Origin of the sequence: Micropruina sp. (assembly GCF_047606665.1) — a bacterium.
GTDB lineage: Bacteria > Actinomycetota > Actinomycetes > Propionibacteriales > Propionibacteriaceae > Micropruina.
The window spans coordinates 26,680-41,626 of the sequence record NZ_JASGEF010000011.1; the positions used below are offsets into that span (position 1 = coordinate 26,680).

The 14,947-nt window shown below is 68.5% G+C and carries 15 protein-coding genes and 1 tRNA gene; 10 read left to right on the forward strand and 6 right to left on the reverse strand.

Annotated elements, in window-relative coordinates; genetic code table 11:
- Positions 1-12 precede the first annotated feature (12 nt).
- The 3 genes from QM619_RS02900 (at position 13) to rsrA (ending at position 1,827) form a co-directional block, all read left to right on the forward strand.
- Positions 13-735 (forward strand): SOS response-associated peptidase, encoded by a 723-nt coding sequence (locus QM619_RS02900; RefSeq protein WP_415104125.1) that lies wholly within the window; start codon positions 13-15, stop codon positions 733-735.
- A gap of 218 nt (positions 736-953) precedes the next feature.
- Positions 954-1,589, forward strand: a complete 636-nt coding sequence (locus QM619_RS02905; RefSeq protein WP_415104153.1) for a sigma-70 family RNA polymerase sigma factor — start codon at positions 954-956, stop codon at positions 1,587-1,589.
- Positions 1,576-1,827: a mycothiol system anti-sigma-R factor gene (gene rsrA / locus QM619_RS02910; RefSeq protein ID WP_415104127.1), complete on the forward strand. Its 252-nt coding sequence runs from the start codon at positions 1,576-1,578 to the stop codon at positions 1,825-1,827. The genes QM619_RS02905 and rsrA overlap by 14 nt, the downstream gene beginning before the upstream one ends.
- Before the next feature lie 178 nt (positions 1,828-2,005).
- On the opposite strand, the gene QM619_RS02915 is transcribed toward rsrA, so the two are convergent.
- The gene (locus QM619_RS02915; RefSeq protein WP_413774476.1) at positions 2,006-2,080 is read right to left on the reverse strand and encodes a 50S ribosomal protein bL37; all 75 of its coding nucleotides are present in this window, start codon (positions 2,078-2,080) and stop codon (positions 2,006-2,008) included.
- A 74-nt stretch (positions 2,081-2,154) separates the two neighbouring features.
- Here QM619_RS02915 and QM619_RS02920 point away from each other — a divergent pair, with 74 nt between their 5' ends.
- The gene (locus tag QM619_RS02920; RefSeq protein ID WP_415104129.1) at positions 2,155-3,612 is read left to right on the forward strand and encodes a sensor histidine kinase; all 1,458 of its coding nucleotides are present in this window, start codon (positions 2,155-2,157) and stop codon (positions 3,610-3,612) included.
- Positions 3,613-3,656: 44 nt separating this feature from the next.
- Here the strand turns inward: QM619_RS02920 and QM619_RS02925 are convergent, their stop codons facing one another.
- Positions 3,657-3,908: a WhiB family transcriptional regulator gene (locus tag QM619_RS02925; protein WP_415104131.1), complete on the reverse strand. Its 252-nt coding sequence runs from the start codon at positions 3,906-3,908 to the stop codon at positions 3,657-3,659.
- A gap of 200 nt (positions 3,909-4,108) precedes the next feature.
- On the opposite strand from QM619_RS02925, the gene QM619_RS02930 reads away from it, so the two are divergent.
- Positions 4,109-4,489 (forward strand): hypothetical protein, encoded by a 381-nt coding sequence (locus tag QM619_RS02930; RefSeq protein ID WP_415104133.1) that lies wholly within the window; start codon positions 4,109-4,111, stop codon positions 4,487-4,489.
- A gap of 13 nt (positions 4,490-4,502) precedes the next feature.
- On the opposite strand, the gene QM619_RS02935 is transcribed toward QM619_RS02930, so the two are convergent.
- Positions 4,503-8,438, reverse strand: a complete 3,936-nt coding sequence (locus QM619_RS02935; protein WP_415104135.1) for a multifunctional oxoglutarate decarboxylase/oxoglutarate dehydrogenase thiamine pyrophosphate-binding subunit/dihydrolipoyllysine-residue succinyltransferase subunit — start codon at positions 8,436-8,438, stop codon at positions 4,503-4,505.
- Between the two features lie 108 nt (positions 8,439-8,546).
- Positions 8,547-9,422, reverse strand: coding sequence for a helix-turn-helix domain-containing protein (locus QM619_RS02940; RefSeq protein ID WP_415104137.1), 876 nt, complete (start codon positions 9,420-9,422; stop codon positions 8,547-8,549).
- Positions 9,423-9,470: 48 nt separating this feature from the next.
- Here QM619_RS02940 and QM619_RS02945 point away from each other — a divergent pair, with 48 nt between their 5' ends.
- Positions 9,471-9,848 carry a VOC family protein gene (locus QM619_RS02945; RefSeq protein ID WP_415104139.1) on the forward strand — a complete coding sequence of 126 codons (378 nt, stop codon included), beginning with the start codon at positions 9,471-9,473 and terminating at the stop codon, positions 9,846-9,848.
- 72 nt (positions 9,849-9,920) lie between these two features.
- On the opposite strand, the gene QM619_RS02950 is transcribed toward QM619_RS02945, so the two are convergent.
- Positions 9,921-9,995: transfer RNA gene (locus tag QM619_RS02950), tRNA-Arg, on the reverse strand.
- A gap of 242 nt (positions 9,996-10,237) precedes the next feature.
- Here QM619_RS02950 and QM619_RS02955 point away from each other — a divergent pair.
- The 4 genes from QM619_RS02955 (at position 10,238) to thrH (ending at position 14,191) form a co-directional block, all read left to right on the forward strand.
- Positions 10,238-10,753: a hypothetical protein gene (locus QM619_RS02955; RefSeq protein WP_415104141.1), complete on the forward strand. Its 516-nt coding sequence runs from the start codon at positions 10,238-10,240 to the stop codon at positions 10,751-10,753.
- Between the two features lie 89 nt (positions 10,754-10,842).
- Complete coding sequence (gene lysA, locus QM619_RS02960; RefSeq protein WP_415104143.1) at positions 10,843-12,246, forward strand: diaminopimelate decarboxylase; 1,404 nt, start codon at positions 10,843-10,845, stop codon at positions 12,244-12,246.
- 31 nt (positions 12,247-12,277) lie between these two features.
- Entirely contained in the window at positions 12,278-13,579 is a 1,302-nt protein-coding gene (locus tag QM619_RS02965) for a homoserine dehydrogenase (RefSeq protein WP_415104145.1), read from the forward strand.
- A gap of 3 nt (positions 13,580-13,582) precedes the next feature.
- Complete coding sequence (thrH, locus tag QM619_RS02970; RefSeq protein ID WP_415104147.1) at positions 13,583-14,191, forward strand: bifunctional phosphoserine phosphatase/homoserine phosphotransferase ThrH; 609 nt, start codon at positions 13,583-13,585, stop codon at positions 14,189-14,191.
- A 58-nt stretch (positions 14,192-14,249) separates the two neighbouring features.
- On the opposite strand, the gene QM619_RS02975 is transcribed toward thrH, so the two are convergent.
- On the reverse strand, positions 14,250-14,690 hold the full coding sequence (locus QM619_RS02975; RefSeq protein WP_415104149.1) for a hypothetical protein: 441 nt from the start codon (positions 14,688-14,690) through the stop codon (positions 14,250-14,252).
- Positions 14,691-14,947 lie beyond the last annotated feature (257 nt).

Sequence of the window (14,947 nt, forward strand, 5' to 3'; positions counted from 1 at the left end):
ACTCTCACCGGTGTGTGTGGACGGTATGCATCCTCGGCGGACGCCTCGTGGCTGGAGGAGGTCTTCGAGATCGACGAGATGCCCGACGAGGTGCTGCCGCCGCGCTACAACATCGCACCCACCGATCCGGTGATGGCGGTCGTCGAGCGGACGCCCAAGGACGCTCCCGACCAGGTCGTCCGCAAGCTGGTCGAACTGCGCTGGGGGCTGGTGCCGTCCTGGTCGCGCGACCCCAAGGGTGCGGCCCGGATGATCAACGCCCGGTTCGAGACGGTGGCCGAGAAGCCCGCCTTCCGCCGGGCGCTCGCGGTGCGCCGCTGCTTGCTCCCGGCCGACGGCTACTACGAGTGGTACGCCCCCGAGGGCAGCGCCGAACTGCCGGCGCGACGGCGTCCGCCCAAGCAGCCGTTCTTCATCCATCCCGCGGACGGCTCGTCGATGGCGATGGCCGGGCTGTACGAGTTCTGGAAGAACCCGGCGGGGGAGTGGCTGAGCACCTGCACGATCATCACCGCCACGGCCGCGGACGCCGTGGGCCACATTCACGACCGGATGCCGATGACCGTCCGGCCCGATCGCTGGGACGCCTGGCTCGACCCTGGGCTGACCGAGGGCGCGCTCGACCTGTTGGACGTGCCCGGCCCCGCATTGGAGGCCTACGCGGTCTCCCGGCTGGTCAGCACGGTCGGCAACGACGGTCCTGAGCTGATCGAGCCATTGTCGGAGTCGTCGTAGGAGAGCCCGGCGTTCGCCGGGATGACGAGCACCTCCGTCATCAGACCTCCGTCATCACACCTGCGTCATCCCGGCGAACGCCGGGATCTTCCGCGCACGCCAGCACCGGGAATAGCGACAACACCGAGGGCGTTGCCCGGCATGTGATGAGCACCCTCAGCACCGCGCCTGTCGGACGTCCGGCAGCGCATCTGGCCGACCCGCTACTCTCGTACGCGATGACCATTCCTGCTGCCCACGAGGATGTCGTCGCCGACCTGGCGACCGAGACACCCGAGGAGCGTGCCGCGCGTTTCGAGCGCGACGCCATGGGCTTCCTCGACCAGCTCTACGGCGCGGCGCTGCGGATGACTCGCAACCCCGCCGATGCCGAAGACCTGGTGCAGGACACCTACGTCAAGGCCTTCGCCTCGTTCCACCAGTTCACGCCAGGGACGAACCTGAAGGCCTGGCTGTACCGCATCCTGACCAACGGCTACATCAACACCTACCGCAAACGGCAGCGGCAGCCGCAGACCTCCGGTGGCGACCAGATCGAGGACTGGCAGCTCGCCCGTGCCGAGGCGCACACCTCCGACGGATTGCGCACCGCCGAGATGGACGCCCTGGACCGGATGCCGGATTCGGCGGTGACGGACGCCATGAACGCCCTGTCTCCCGACTTCCGGCTCGCCGTCTACCTGGCCGACGTGGAGGGGTTCTCCTACAAAGAGATCGCCGAGATCATGGGCACCCCGATCGGCACCGTGATGTCGCGGCTGAACCGTGGCCGCAACCAGCTGCGTTCGGCGCTCGCCGACTATGCGGTCGAGCACGGACTCTCCCGCCGAGGAGACGATCATGAGCACCGATGACTGTGCGGCGGCACTCACCCGCCTGTACGAATTCTTCGACAACGAGCTGTGCGAGGCGGACGCCGACACCATCCGCGCCCACCTGGCCGCCTGCGAGCCCTGCCTGGACCGGTTCGGTACCGAGGAACACGTCCGGGCCCTGGTCAAGCGCTGCTGCACCTCGGCCCGCGCGCCCGAAACGTTGCGCGTCCGGGTCACCCAGGTGACGACGATGACGGTGGTCCTCCGCGAGGACTGACCCTCTCCGCCCCCGTACCACCCGTCGCGTCCCCCGGAACCTAAACCCCTCCCTAACTACTTCTGCCCTGCCACATGTGGCAGGGCAGAAGTAGTTAGGGAGGGCCCTGGACGGGCCAGGCGGTGCCCCCGAACGGGAGCCGCGCCAGGGGCGTCCAGAGCGGCCCTGCGGTCGCGGGTCAGGCGTTGGGACGCTTGCCGTGATTGGCCTTGTTCCGCCTGCGCGAGCGACGCTTGCGTCCACCCTTGCCCATGGTTGTCTCCTGTCGTCGTTCTGCTCGTGGGGCGCTGTCGGCGCGGCTTGTCATTCTGCCATAGGGTGACAGTCATGCTGTCGATGGCCGAGGTGATCGCGGAACACACTGCCTTGGCCGCCAGCGACGTGGCGTGGCTGGAGCATCTGGTCGCCGAATGGCACCTGCTCGCCGATCTCGCCTTCTCCGACCTCATCTTGTGGGTGCCGGACGTCGACGACAACGTCTTCTGGGCCTGCGCGCAGGTCCGCCCGACCACGGGGCCGACCGCGCTCGAGGACGACGTCGTCGGCGAGGACATCCACTACGACCCGGAGCACCTGGTCACCGAGGCCTACCTCTCCCACGAGATCGCCCGGACCAGCGACAACCAGCTCAACTCCGGCATCCCGGTCGACGTGAACGCCATCCCGGTGGTGGTGGACGGCCGGGTGCTCGGAGTGGTCGAGGCGCACACCAACCGCCTCGGCGTCCGCGCCCCCGGTGCCCTGGAAGACGCCTACCTGGAGGCCGCCGACGTGCTGTCCGGCATGGTGCACCGTGGCGAGTTCCCGACCGGCGGCGACAAAGCGGTGCCGTGGGTGTCGCCGCGGGTCGGCGACGGCATGCTCCGGGTGGACGCCGCCGGGCTGGTCACCTTCGCCAGCCCGAACGCGGTCAGCGCCTACCGCCGGATGGGCCTGCACACCGACTTGGAGGGCGAGAACCTCGCGGCGGTCACCATGTCGCTGCTGCGCAACCGGGCGCCGGTCGAGATGGCGCTGCCGACGGTGCTGCGCGGACAAGGTCTGCGCGAGGTGGAACTCGAGACGCCGGACGTCCAACTGCGGCTGCGGATCATCAACCTCAACGACGCCAACGGTCCTTGTGGCGGACTGGTGCTGTGTCGGGACACCACCGAGCTGCGCAGCCGGGAACGCCAGCTGGTCACCAAGGACGCGACCATCCGCGAGATCCATCACCGGGTGAAGAACAACCTGCAGACGGTGGCGGCGTTGCTGCGGCTGCAGGCCCGCCGGATCTCGTCACCCGAGGCGACGGACGCCCTCACCGACGCCATGAAGCGGGTCGGGGCGATCGCCGTGGTTCACGAGATCCTGTCCCAGGCGTTCGACACCTCGGTGAAATTCGACGATGTGGCGGACCGGCTGCTGCGCATGGTGGTGGATGTCGCCGCCACCGGCGGCCCGGTGCAACTGCGTCGCGAGGGCACCTTCGGCTATGTGCCCGCCGACGTGGCGACCAGCCTGTCGCTGGTGCTCACCGAGTTGTGCCAGAACGCGATCGAGCACGGTCTGGGCCGCGAGCGTGGCGTGGTATGGGTCAAGCCCCGGCAGGCCGCCGGGCGCCTGGTGGTCGAGGTGACCAACGAGGGTGCACCGCTGCCGCCGGACTTCTCGCTGAGCACGACGAACAGCCTCGGGCTGTCGATCGTGACCACCCTGGTCGACGACCTCGGCGGCGAATTCTCGCTGAGTGCAGCCGATACCGGTGTGGGCACGGTGGCACGGATCGCAATTCCACTGGCTTGAGCCCAAGGAACCTGATTGAGCCTGTCTCGACCGGCGTCTAGGCCCTAGTTGGTTCGCACCCTCGAGCGGGCCGCGCGGCGCTTCAGCGCCCGACGCTCGTCCTCGCTCAGCCCACCCCACACACCGTGATCCTGTCCGGCGTCCAGCGCCCACTGCAGGCAGGCCTCGCGGACGTCACAGCGCTTGCACACCTTCTTGGCCTCCTGAATCTGCATCAGGGCAGGCCCGGTATTGCCGACCGGAAAGAACAACTCCGGATCCTCGGTGAGGCAGGCAGCCCGATGGCGCCAATCCATGCGGTTTCCAACTCCTTCTGGGGGTTTCACACTGCGCCGTGGGGGGCTTGAGGCCCCCTCCATGAACGCGGCTCACGAGTGTCTTGTAAAAGCCTCGCAATGATAGCCGCCGGGGACAACCCCCCGGCCAGTCATTGAACCTCTTCTCGGCTCGATTCAGCTGTCCGCGCATTTTCCGGTAGTTGGTCTACGGTGGGGGAGTGCAACAGGGACGTCCGGCAGGGTTGGTGACAGCGGTCGGCTGCAGCATCGTCTTGGGCCTGACCTTCATCACCTTCGCCGCCATCAGCGCGGCCGGCGGACACGGCGTCTTCAGCCTGCAGATCGGCCTGCTGCTCGCCGCGTACGGGCTGATCTTGATCGGCGCGGCGCTGGGACTGTGGCAACGGCGATTGTGGGCGCGCGGTCCGGTGATCGCGCTGAACCTGATGGCCGGCTTCGGCTTCGGCGAATACCTGCTCAACCAGCCCTGGATGTGGCTGCTGGTGCCGGTCTGCCTGGGTGCGGTGGTCGGGGTCGCCCTGCCCAGCACCACCCGCGCCCTCAAAGAGCGGGGCGAGCCGGCCGACCGGCCCGCCTAACCGGGGGCGTCCGCTATTCCGCGAAGGCGCGGGTCATCAGGTCTTCCTGCTGCTGCCGGTGCACCTTCAGCGAACCCACCGAGGGCGCGGACGCCGCCGGCCGGGTGACCGCCGTCATGGTCAGCAGGTAACCGGGCAGGAAGGCCGCGACCGCCTCGGGCAGATGTTGCTGCAGGAACCACCAGGCGCCCTGGTTCTCCGGCTCGTCCTGGACGAAGCGGATGTCGGCGTCGGCTGGATAGCTGGCCAGCTGCCCGGCCAGTTCCTTCGCCGGCAGCGGGTAGAGCCGTTCCAGCGAGATGATCGCCACCTTGCCCTCCAGGCCGGCCTCGGCACGCGCGGCCACCAGATCCCAGCGGACCTTGCCTGAGCAGAGCAGAATGCGCCGCACCTTCGACGGATCGCTGATCGTCGGATCGCCGGTGGCGGGCTCCCAGCGTCCCTGTGTGAAGTCCTTCGGCTGCGACACCGCCTGCTTGCTGCGCAGCATCGACTTCGGCGTGGCGACCACGACTGGACGATGCCAGTTCACATAGGCATGGGTGCGCAACAGATGGAAATAGCTGGCCGGCGTGGACGGCTGGCAGACCGCCAGCGCGCCTTCGTGGCACAACTGCAGCCAGCGCTCGATCCGGGCCGAGGAATGGTCGGGGCCCTGCCCCTCGTAGCCGTGCGGGAGCAGCAGCACGACGCCGGACTTCTGCGTCCACTTGGCGTTGCCGGAGGCCACGAACTCGTCGGCGATGGTCTGGGCGCCGTTGGCGAAGTCGCCGAACTGGGCCTCCCAGCAGACCAGGGCGTCGGGGGCCGCCACCGAATAGCCGTACTCGAAGCCCATCGCCGCGTACTCGCTGAGCAGCGAGTCGTAGACGTGGAAGGAGCCCTGGTCGTCCGAGAGGTGATTGAGCGGCACGTACGCCTCGGCGGTGTCGCGGTCGATGACGGTCGCGAAGCGCTGCACGAAGGTGCCGCGCCGGCTGTCCTGGCCGACCAGCCGCACCGGGCGTCCCTCCAGCAGCAGCGAGCCGAACGCCAGCAGTTCGCCGGTCGCCCAGTCGATCGGGCCGTTGAGAATGTTGTCGGCGCGACGCTGCAACTGTGGCAACACCTTGGGATGGACGGTGAACCCCTCCGGGAAGGTGACGTGGGCGCGGGCCACCTTCGCCATCGTGTCGGGGCTGATCGTGGTGCCCTGGGTCTTGCCGAGCTTGGGCGGGTAGTAGGGCACCCGGCGGTAGCCGTTGTCCTCCTCGGCGTCCTCGCGGGCCTGCTTGAAGACGCTCTCCAGGCCGTCGCGGAACCGGGTCAACACGGCCTCGGCGTCCTCGGTGCTGATGTCGCCGCGGCCGATCAGGGCCTCGGTGTACAGCTTGCGGACGCTGCGCTTCTGCTCGATCAGGTCGTACATCCGGGGCTGGGTGAAGCTCGGGTCGTCGCCCTCGTTGTGGCCGCGGCGCCGGTAGCAGACGATGTCGAGGACGACGTCCTTGTTGAACCGCTGCCGGTACTGGAAGGCAAGTTGCGCGATCCGGGCGCAGGCCTCGGGGTCGTCGCCGTTGACGTGGAAGATCGGCGCCTGGATCGTCTTGGCGACGTCCGTGCAGTAGGCCGAGGTTCGCGAGTCATAGGGGGACGTGGTGAAGCCGACCTGGTTGTTGACCACCACATGGATGGTGCCGCCGGTCTTGTACGGCCGCAGCTGGCTCATCTGCAGGGTCTCGTAGACCACACCCTGGCCGGCGAAGGACGCGTCGCCGTGCAGCAGGATCGGCAGCACCGGGAAGCCGTCGCGGGAATCGAGTTGGTCGAGCTTGGCCCGGGCGATGCCCTCCAAGACCGGATCGACGGCCTCCAGGTGGCTCGGGTTGGCGGCCACGGACGTCTTGATCGTCTTGCCCGACAGCGCGGTGAACTCGCCCTCGGCGCCTAGGTGGTACTTGACGTCGCCAGTGCCCTGGGCGAGTCGCGGGTCGACGTTGCCCTCGAACTCGCGGAAGATCTGGCTGTAGCTCTTGCCGACGATGTTGGCCAGCACGTTGAGCCGGCCGCGGTGCGGCATGCCGATGCACACCTCGTCCAACCCGGCGTTGGCGGCCTGGTCGCACAGCTCGTCGAGCAGCACGATGGTCGACTCACCGCCTTCGAGGCTGAACCGCTTCTGGCCGACGAATTTGGTCTGCAGGAAGGTCTCGAAGATCTCCGCCTCGTTCAGCCGGTCGAGGATTCGCAGATGCTCGTCCCGCGGCCACGATGCATGCTGCACTTCGACCCGCTTCTGAATCCAGGTGCGCTGCTCGTTGTCCTGGATGTGCATGTATTCGATGCCGACGTGCCGGCAGTACGAGCCGCGCAGCGTCTCCAGGATGTCGCGCAGCGGCATGATCTCGCCGTCGTGGCCGCCGAAATTGCCGACCGGGAATTCGCGGTCGAGATCCCACAGGGTGAGGCCGTGGTACTCCAGGGTGAGCTCGGGGTGGGAGCGCTGCCGGTACTCCAGCGGGTCGATGTCGGCCATCAGATGCCCGAATTGGCGGTAGGCGGCGATCAGCGAGAACACCCGTGCCGACTTCGGGATCTGCCCTGGACGCTCGGCGCTGACGTCCTGCGCCCAGCGGATCGGGGCGTACGGAATGCGCAGCGAAGCGAAGATCTGGTCGTAGAAGCCGTGCTTGCCGAGCAGCAGCTCGTGGATCACCTTGAGGAACTCGCCCGACTGGGCGCCCTGGATGATCCGGTGGTCGTAGGTGGAGGTGAGCGTGGTCACCTTGGAGACGCCGCCGTCGGTGATCCGGCGCATCGAGGCGCCCTGGAACTCCGGCGGGTACTCGATGGAGCCGACGCCGAGGATCAGACCCTGGCCGGCCATCAGCCGGGGCACCGAATGGCTGGTGCCGATGCCGCCCGGGTTGGTCAGGGTGGCGGTGGTGCCCTGGAAGTCGGCGACCTCGAGCTTGCCGGCGCGGGCCTTGCGCACCATCGCCTCGTAGGCGGACCAGAACTGGCCGAAGCTCATCTGCTCGCAGCCCTTGATGGTGGGCACCAGCAGCTGCCGGGTGCCGTCCGGGCGCGCCAGGTCGATGGCCAGGCCGAGGTTGATCGTGTTGGGCTCGACCAGGAACGGCTTGCCGTCGACCTCGTCGTAGGAGTTGTTCATCGCCGGCACCCGCTTCAGCGCCTGCACCATGGCGTAGCCGATCAGGTGGGTGAACGACACCTTGCCGCCGGTGGTGCGGGCCAGGTGCGCGTTGACCATCTGGCGCTGGTCGATGGCGAGCTTCATCGGGATGTTCCGCACCGAGGTGGCGGTCGGCATGCTCAGCGAGGCGTCCATGTTGCGGGCGGTGCGCATCGGCGCGCCCCGCAACTGGGTGCGGGTCGGCTCGGAGGTCGCTTCGTTGCGGACGGTCAGATTCGGCCGGTTCGCGGACAGCCCCATTCCCGAGCCGGGAGATTCCGGTGCCCGGTCGTGGCGCGCGCTGCCGGCGGACTCCACCTTCGCCGACGGGGCGGCGGCCTGGGTGGCGACCGGCTCTGCGGGCTTCGCCGCCGGCGCCGGCGTCCGGGGCGAGCGGGCATCGGCGACCACCGAATACGACTCGGTCGCGGCCGGTGGGACCACGGGTGTACTGGTGGTCTTCTCGGCGGACGCGGACGCTTGGGCCGGCGCAGTCGGTGCGGCGGTTTCGGGCGCGTTGCTCGGTGTGGCGTCCGGCGGTTGCTCCTCGGCGGTGGAAGCGGCGTGGGCGGAGTTGCCGGGTGCCGCCGAACCGAGGTCGGCGCCATTGGCCGGTGCCGCCGCGCGCTCGGTGAAGAATTGCTGCCAGCGTGGATCCACCGAGTCGGGATCGGTTCGATAGGCCTGGTACATCTCGTCGATCAACCAGTCGTTGGCGCCAAATTCGTCGGTTTGCTGGTTAGTCGCCGTCAGATTCTCGGGCGCGAGGGGCACGATCGCCTTCTTCCGTGTTCTTCGGGCAGGCAGCGACGCCTGCTCTGCTCGATGCTACTAAGGCTGGGCTGGAGGCGAAACCGGCCATGCCGTTCTCGGGCTGACGTGTCACCGGTCGTCGGTTTCGGACGGCGCGGCGATACCTCGGTGCGGGGCGGACCGGGTTCGGTACGCGCTGGGTGGGACGCCGACGAGGCGGGAGAAGTCCCGGGCGAACTGGTTCTGGTCGTACCAGCCGAGCCGGCTGGCCAGGTCGGCGAGGCTCTCGGTGCTGCCGGCGTCCATCGCGGCCACCGCGTCGTGCATCCGCTGCCGCCGGATCAGCCACTTCGGGCTGACCCCCACGTAGCGCCGGAGGGTGCGTTGCAGCGTCCGGACCGAACAGCCGCAGCGAGCGGCCAGGTCGTCGACACGGGTCACTGCCGGCGTGACCGCGAGGGACGTCGCCCGCTGAACGAGCTCGGGGATCGGGGCGGCGTCGCCGGCGTTGCGCTCGACGAAGGCCAGCAGGGCGGGCGCCGACTCGCCGGCATCGAGCGGAAGGTCGCGCAGGGCGTCCGTGCCGTCGAGGTGGACGGCGGCGGGCCGGACCCGGTCGGTGAGCAGATCGGACCCGACTCCCGACCAGGCGGTGAATCCACCCGGACGGAACTTGATGCCGACGGCGCCGCCGCGGCCGTGCAGCCTCACGTCGAAGCGGCTGGTCCCCACGCCGGTGATCCAGACCCCGTCGCCGTCGCGGCCAGGGCGGGCGAACTCGCCCCGTTCGACAGTGACCTCCACCGCTGGGTTGGGAATCAACGACGTGGTGTGGACGACGCCGTCCGGCAACTCCCAGCTGGTCGACCAGACGCGCTCCACCCACTGGGCCGCCGGACCGGTCGCCGGCACCTCGCCGAAGCGCACCAGCCGGGCGAACTCCTCGGGCCGGAGCAGGCCCTTCGACACCGGCAGGCGTCCTGTCGCGTTTGTGCTAGGCGTCACGGTCGGGAGTGTAGAAGCGTGGACTGACACGCATCGAAGGAGGAGACGATGACCACCCAGGCTTCGGCCGCGCTGGCCATGGTGACGATCGACTGTGCGGACCCGTCGCGGGAGGCCGCGTTCTGGGCCGCCGCCCTCGGCTGGGAGGTGACCTACGCGGACCGCGACTATGGCATGGCCAGCGACGGCTCGCAGCGGCTCGGCTTCGGCCGGGTCGACGGCTGGCAGGCGCCCGCCTGGCCCAATCCGGACGGCACCAAGCAATTCCATTTCGACCTCGCGGTGGACGATCTGGCGTCCGCCGAACAGGAACTGGTCGCTCTCGGGGCGACCAAGCCGTCCGAGCAGCCGGGGGACACCTGGACCGTTCTGCTCGATCCGGACGGGCATCCGTTCTGTCTGACCAAGGCCGCCAACTGGGGCTGACGTCCCGGTGAAACGGCGATGGCCGGACCCAGCTGATCTGGGTCCGGCCATCGCCGTGTGGTGAAGATTCGGTGGCGCCCCCGGCAGGATTCGAACCTGCGCACCCGCCTCCGGAGGGCGGCGCTCTATCCCCTGAGCTACGGGGGCCCGTGCCATCGGGCCGGCCACGACTGTAGCGCATCGCCGGGATCGGGAACCAATCGGCACACAGGCGCATGGCCCGCCTCTCGTCGTCCTGGACCCTCGTCATCCCGGACCCTCTCGTCATCCCGGACTTGCTCCTGACTTGCTCCGGGATCTTTGGTTGCGCCAACTGGACCGCATGAGATCCCGGCGTTCGCGCGGGATGACTACGGGTGGTGGCCGTTGGTCCCGCTAGCCTCGGGGCCATGCGAGGTGGGTTCCGGGTGGTGGCGCTGGCGATGGCGGTGCTGCTCGCCGGATGTGCCGGACGCTCGGACCTGCCGGGCCAGCCGATGCGGCGGACGTCGGGGCCGCCGTGGCCGGCGCCGCGGGACGGGCTGGCGCAGATCCAGGCGGCCGGGCTGGAGCCGTCCAGGCTGGACGACACCACCAACCAGCGGCGCTTCTCGCTGACCCTGACCGTGGACGGCGCCGCCGTGCCGCTGGTGCCCTACATCGGCATGGACCGTCCGCGCGCCCTGCAGGGGCCGGCGCACACCCACGACGACTCCGGGGTGGTCTGGCTGGAGGGCCGGGGCGCCGATCAGGTCACCCTGGGCCAGTTCTTCACGCTGTGGGGAGTCCGGTTCGACCAGCAGTGCCTCGGCGCCAGTTGCGGGACGATCGCCGTGCGGGCCGACGGCGCGACGGTCTCCGAGCCGGTGACGCTCCGGCTCGCCACTGTCCAGGAGCGCCTCGACGTGACCGCCACCAGCCGCTGAACAGGCGCCTCCGTCCCGGCCGTCCGCAACAAGGCAGGCCGCTGGACGCCGCCGTTCGTCCACCGGGCGTTCTGGCAGAGTGGGGCGCTATGACCCACATGCATGTCGCCGGTGCCATTCATGCCGACGCGACCGCGCACGCACCTCAGTGGCTGACCTTGCCCGAGGACGTGAATGCGCTGACCAAGCAGCTGTGGAGCAGCAACACGCGGCGCACCGACGCCGGTGAGTTGGAGATCGCCGGACGCACCGCGGCGTCCATCATCGACGAGGTCGGCAGCCCGGTCTACGTGATCGACGCCGACGACTTCCGCAGCAGGGCGCGGCGCTGGCGCGAGGCCTTCGGCGACTGGCAGGTGTTCTACGCCGGCAAATCGTTCCTGTGCACCACCGTGGCCCGCTGGATCAACGAGGAGGGCCTCGGACTGGACGTCTGCTCCGGCGGCGAACTGGCGGTCGCTCTGCGCGGCGGCATGGACCCGGCCCGGATCGGCATGCACGGCAACAACAAGAGCGACGACGAGTTGCGCGCGGCGCTGGCTGCCGGGGTGGGCCGGATCATCGTCGACTCCTCCCAAGAGATCGGACGGCTGGAGCGGCTCTGCGCCGAGCTGGACACCGTCGCCGAGGTGATGATCCGGGTGACCACCGGGGTCGAGGCGCACACCCACGAGTACATCGCCACCGCTCACGAGGACCAGAAGTTCGGCTTCTCGATCAACGGCGGTGCCGCGCTGGTCGCCCTGGTGCGCAGCCACCACAGCCCCTACCTGCACCTGCGCGGCGTGCACAGCCACATCGGCTCGCAGATCTTCGACACCGACGGTTTCGAGGTCGCGGCGCGCCGCACGCTGAAGCTGATCGCGCAGTTCAAGGAGGCCACCGGCACCGAGCTGGGCGAACTCGACCTGGGCGGCGGGTTCGGCATCGCCTACGTCAAAGAGGACACCCCGGCGACGCCGGAGGAACTGGCTGCCGGGTTGCGCAGCATCGTCGAGCACGAATGCCGCGGCTTCGGGTTGCAGGTGCCGCTGATGTCGGTCGAGCCCGGACGGGCGATCTGCGGTCCGTCCGGCACCGCGCTGTACACGGTCGGCACGGTGAAGGCGGTCGAGATCGGTTCCGGTCAGGCCCGCCGCTACATCTCGGTGGACGGCGGGATGAGCGACAACATCCGTCCGGCCCTGTACGCCGCGGAGTACTCCGCCACCCTGGCCAACCGGGCGAGCAGCACCGGCCCGGTGCTGTCCCGCGTGGTCGGTAAGCATTGTGAGGGTGGCGACATCCTGGTGCGCGACGAATTCTTGCCCGACGATGTTATGCCCGGAGATTTGATCGCGGTTCCCGCGGCGGGCGCGTACAGCCGATCGATGGCGAGCAACTACAATCACGTACCGCGTCCGCCTGTGGTGGCCGTCGCCGACGGCCGGATCACGACCCTGCTGCGACGCGAGACCCTGGACGACCTGCTGGCCCTGGACGCCGGCGCCTGAACAACTCGATCCCGAGAAACGAGGACATGCGATGACACCAGCGAAACCGCTCACGGTGGCCCTGTTGGGCTGCGGAGTGGTGGGCTCGGAAGTGGCCCGGCTGTTGCTGGACAACGCCGACGAGTTCCAGGCCCGGATCGGACGCCGGCTGGAGCTGGTCGGCATCGCCGTGCGGAACCTGGCCAAGGAGCGACCCGGCATCGACCGTGAACTGCTCACCGACGACGCCGCGGAACTGGCCGGCCGGCCCGGCATCGACCTGGTGATCGAGGTGATGGGCGGCATCGAGCCGGCCCGTTCGCTGATCCTGGCCGCGCTCGCCAACGGCGCCTCGGTGATCACCGCCAATAAGCAGCTGCTCGCCCAGGACGGCTCCACCGTCTACTCGGCGGCAGCGGACGCCGGTGTCGACCTCTACTTCGAGGCCGCGGTGGCCGGCGCCATCCCGATCATCCGGCCGCTGCGCGAATCGTTGGTCGGCGACGAGGTGACCGCGGTGAAGGGCATCGTCAACGGCACCACCAACTTCATCCTGGACAAGATGCACACCGAGGGCTCCTCCTTCGCCGAGGTGCTGGCCGAGGCTCAGCGCCTGGGCTTCGCCGAGGAGGATCCGACTGCTGACGTCGAGGGCCTGGACGCTGCGGCGAAGGCCGCGATCCTGGCCAGCCTCGCTTTCCACAGCCGGGTGAAGCTCGACGACGTCGACTGCGAGGGCATCACCAAGGTGACGGCGTCCGACGTGGCGACCGCCAAGGAGCTCGGCTACGTGATCAAGCTGCTGGCCCGCTGCGCGTTGGCCCCGGACGGCTCCATCTCGGTCGGCGTACACCCGACGATGGTGCCGGCCAACCATCCGCTGGCGAACGTGTCCGGCGCGTTCAACGCGGTGTTCATAGAGTCCCGGCACGCCGGCCAGCTGATGTTCATGGGCCCGGGTGCCGGCGGCTCGCCGACCGCGTCCGCGGTGCTGGGCGACACCGTCACCGCTGCCCGCAACCGGGTGCGCGGGGCGTCCGGACCGGGGGAGTCGACCTACTCGGCGCGTCCGATCACGCCGCGCGGGCAGGTGCCGTCGAGGTTCTACGTGTCGCTGAGCGTCGAGGACGAGCCGGGCGTGCTGGCCCGGATCGCCGCCGCGTTCGCCCGCTACCAGGTGTCCATCCAGGCGGTCCGCCAGGAGAGCGAGCTGGACCGTCCACACGGCCAGGGTGCCAAGCTGGCGATCCTCACCCATGCCGCGCGGGTGGGCGACATGCGGGCCGCGGTGGAGGACCTGCAGGCTCTTCCGGACGTCCGCAGCGATATCGCGCTGATGCGGGTCGAGGGCTGAACCATGCAGATGGCCTGCCTCGATCTGGAAGGGGTGCTGATTCCGGAGATCTGGATCGCCGTGGCCGAGGCCACCGGCATCGACGGACTGCGCCGGACCACCCGCGACGAGCCCGACTACGACGTGCTGATGCGCTATCGGCTCGACCTGCTGGACGCCCATGGGCTCGGCCTGAGCGAGATCCAGCGGGTGATCGGCACCCTCGACCCGATGCCAGGTGCGGTGGAGATGGTGGGCTGGCTGCGGGAGCATTTCCAGCTGGTCATCCTGTCGGACACCTTTTATGAGTTCGGCATGCCGTTCATGGCCAAGTTGGGCTACCCGACGCTGCTGTGCCACAAGCTGGAGATCGCCGACGGCCGAATCGTCGACTACACGCTGCGAATGCCCGACCAGAAGCGCGAAGCGGTGCGCCGATTCCACGAACTGAACTACCGGGTGATCGCCACCGGCGACTCCTACAACGACACCAATATGCTCGCCGAGGCCGACGCCGGCATCCTGTTCCGCCCCCCGGCGAACGTGATCGCCGAGTTCCCGCAGTTCCCGGTCGCCACCGACTACGACCAGTTGCGCGCCGAGTTCAGCAAGGCCGCCGGACGCCTCGGCTAACTCGCCGCTGGTCGAGCGGCCACCGCTGGTCGAGCTTGTCGAGACCCTTGTGAGACCTTTACGACTCGGCAGGCGGATTCTCGACCGCCGCCAACAGCGTGCGGAGATCAGCTTGCTTTTCCTCGGGGACGTGGTCGAGCAAGCGCTTCAGCCGAATCGCCAGTGCATTGCGTACCACCTCGCGGACATCGTCCGCGGAACGCCAGACCTTCAGGCCTTCTTCGGCATTGCCCTCCCTGGTGAGGAACACTGCCGACAGGAAGTGACCATCGGGAAGATCGAGAACGTCGGGGTTTGCCTGAACGAAGCACATTGCCATGTCGAGCCGACCCACCTGAAGACTGTCGAGAGCATGCTCGGCAGCAACGGACGGTTCAGTGACCAGGTCGTGCAACCAATCGAGCACTTCGGACGGGGTGCGCTCGCCTTCGGCGCCAATCGCAAAAGCAAGTATCGCGAGATGTTGCCCGGCGACTGAAGCGTCGGGATATTGCTCCAACAGATCGCAGCACACCGGGCCTCGGAGGTCATCGAGGTTTGCGCACTGGGCTGCCGGGCTTTTTTCCGGACTTGCTTGTTTTCTAGGCGGCTGTTGGGTTGGTGTTGTTGCCGTAGAGGACTTCGTTGGGCGTTTGGTATCCAAGTGTGGAATGAAGTCTACGCTGATTGTAGAACAGTTCGATCCAGCGTAGACTTCATTCCACACTTGGATACCAAACGCCCAACGAAGTCCTCTACGGCAACAACACCAACCCA

What these genes read in the sequence shown, in the direction of transcription:
- QM619_RS02905 (WP_415104153.1), top strand. Translation starts at nt 954, where the DNA reads ATGACCATTCCTGCTGCCCACGAGGATGTCGTCGCCGACCTGGCGACC.
- rsrA (WP_415104127.1), top strand. Translation starts at nt 1,576, where the DNA reads ATGAGCACCGATGACTGTGCGGCGGCACTCACCCGCCTGTACGAATTC.
- QM619_RS02920 (WP_415104129.1), top strand. Translation starts at nt 2,155, where the DNA reads ATGCTGTCGATGGCCGAGGTGATCGCGGAACACACTGCCTTGGCCGCC.
- QM619_RS02925 (WP_415104131.1), bottom strand. Translation starts at nt 3,908, where the DNA reads ATGGATTGGCGCCATCGGGCTGCCTGCCTCACCGAGGATCCGGAGTTG.
- QM619_RS02945 (WP_415104139.1), top strand. Translation starts at nt 9,471, where the DNA reads ATGACCACCCAGGCTTCGGCCGCGCTGGCCATGGTGACGATCGACTGT.
- QM619_RS02955 (WP_415104141.1), top strand. Translation starts at nt 10,238, where the DNA reads ATGCGAGGTGGGTTCCGGGTGGTGGCGCTGGCGATGGCGGTGCTGCTC.
- lysA (WP_415104143.1), top strand. Translation starts at nt 10,843, where the DNA reads ATGACCCACATGCATGTCGCCGGTGCCATTCATGCCGACGCGACCGCG.
- QM619_RS02965 (WP_415104145.1), top strand. Translation starts at nt 12,278, where the DNA reads ATGACACCAGCGAAACCGCTCACGGTGGCCCTGTTGGGCTGCGGAGTG.
- thrH (WP_415104147.1), top strand. Translation starts at nt 13,583, where the DNA reads ATGCAGATGGCCTGCCTCGATCTGGAAGGGGTGCTGATTCCGGAGATC.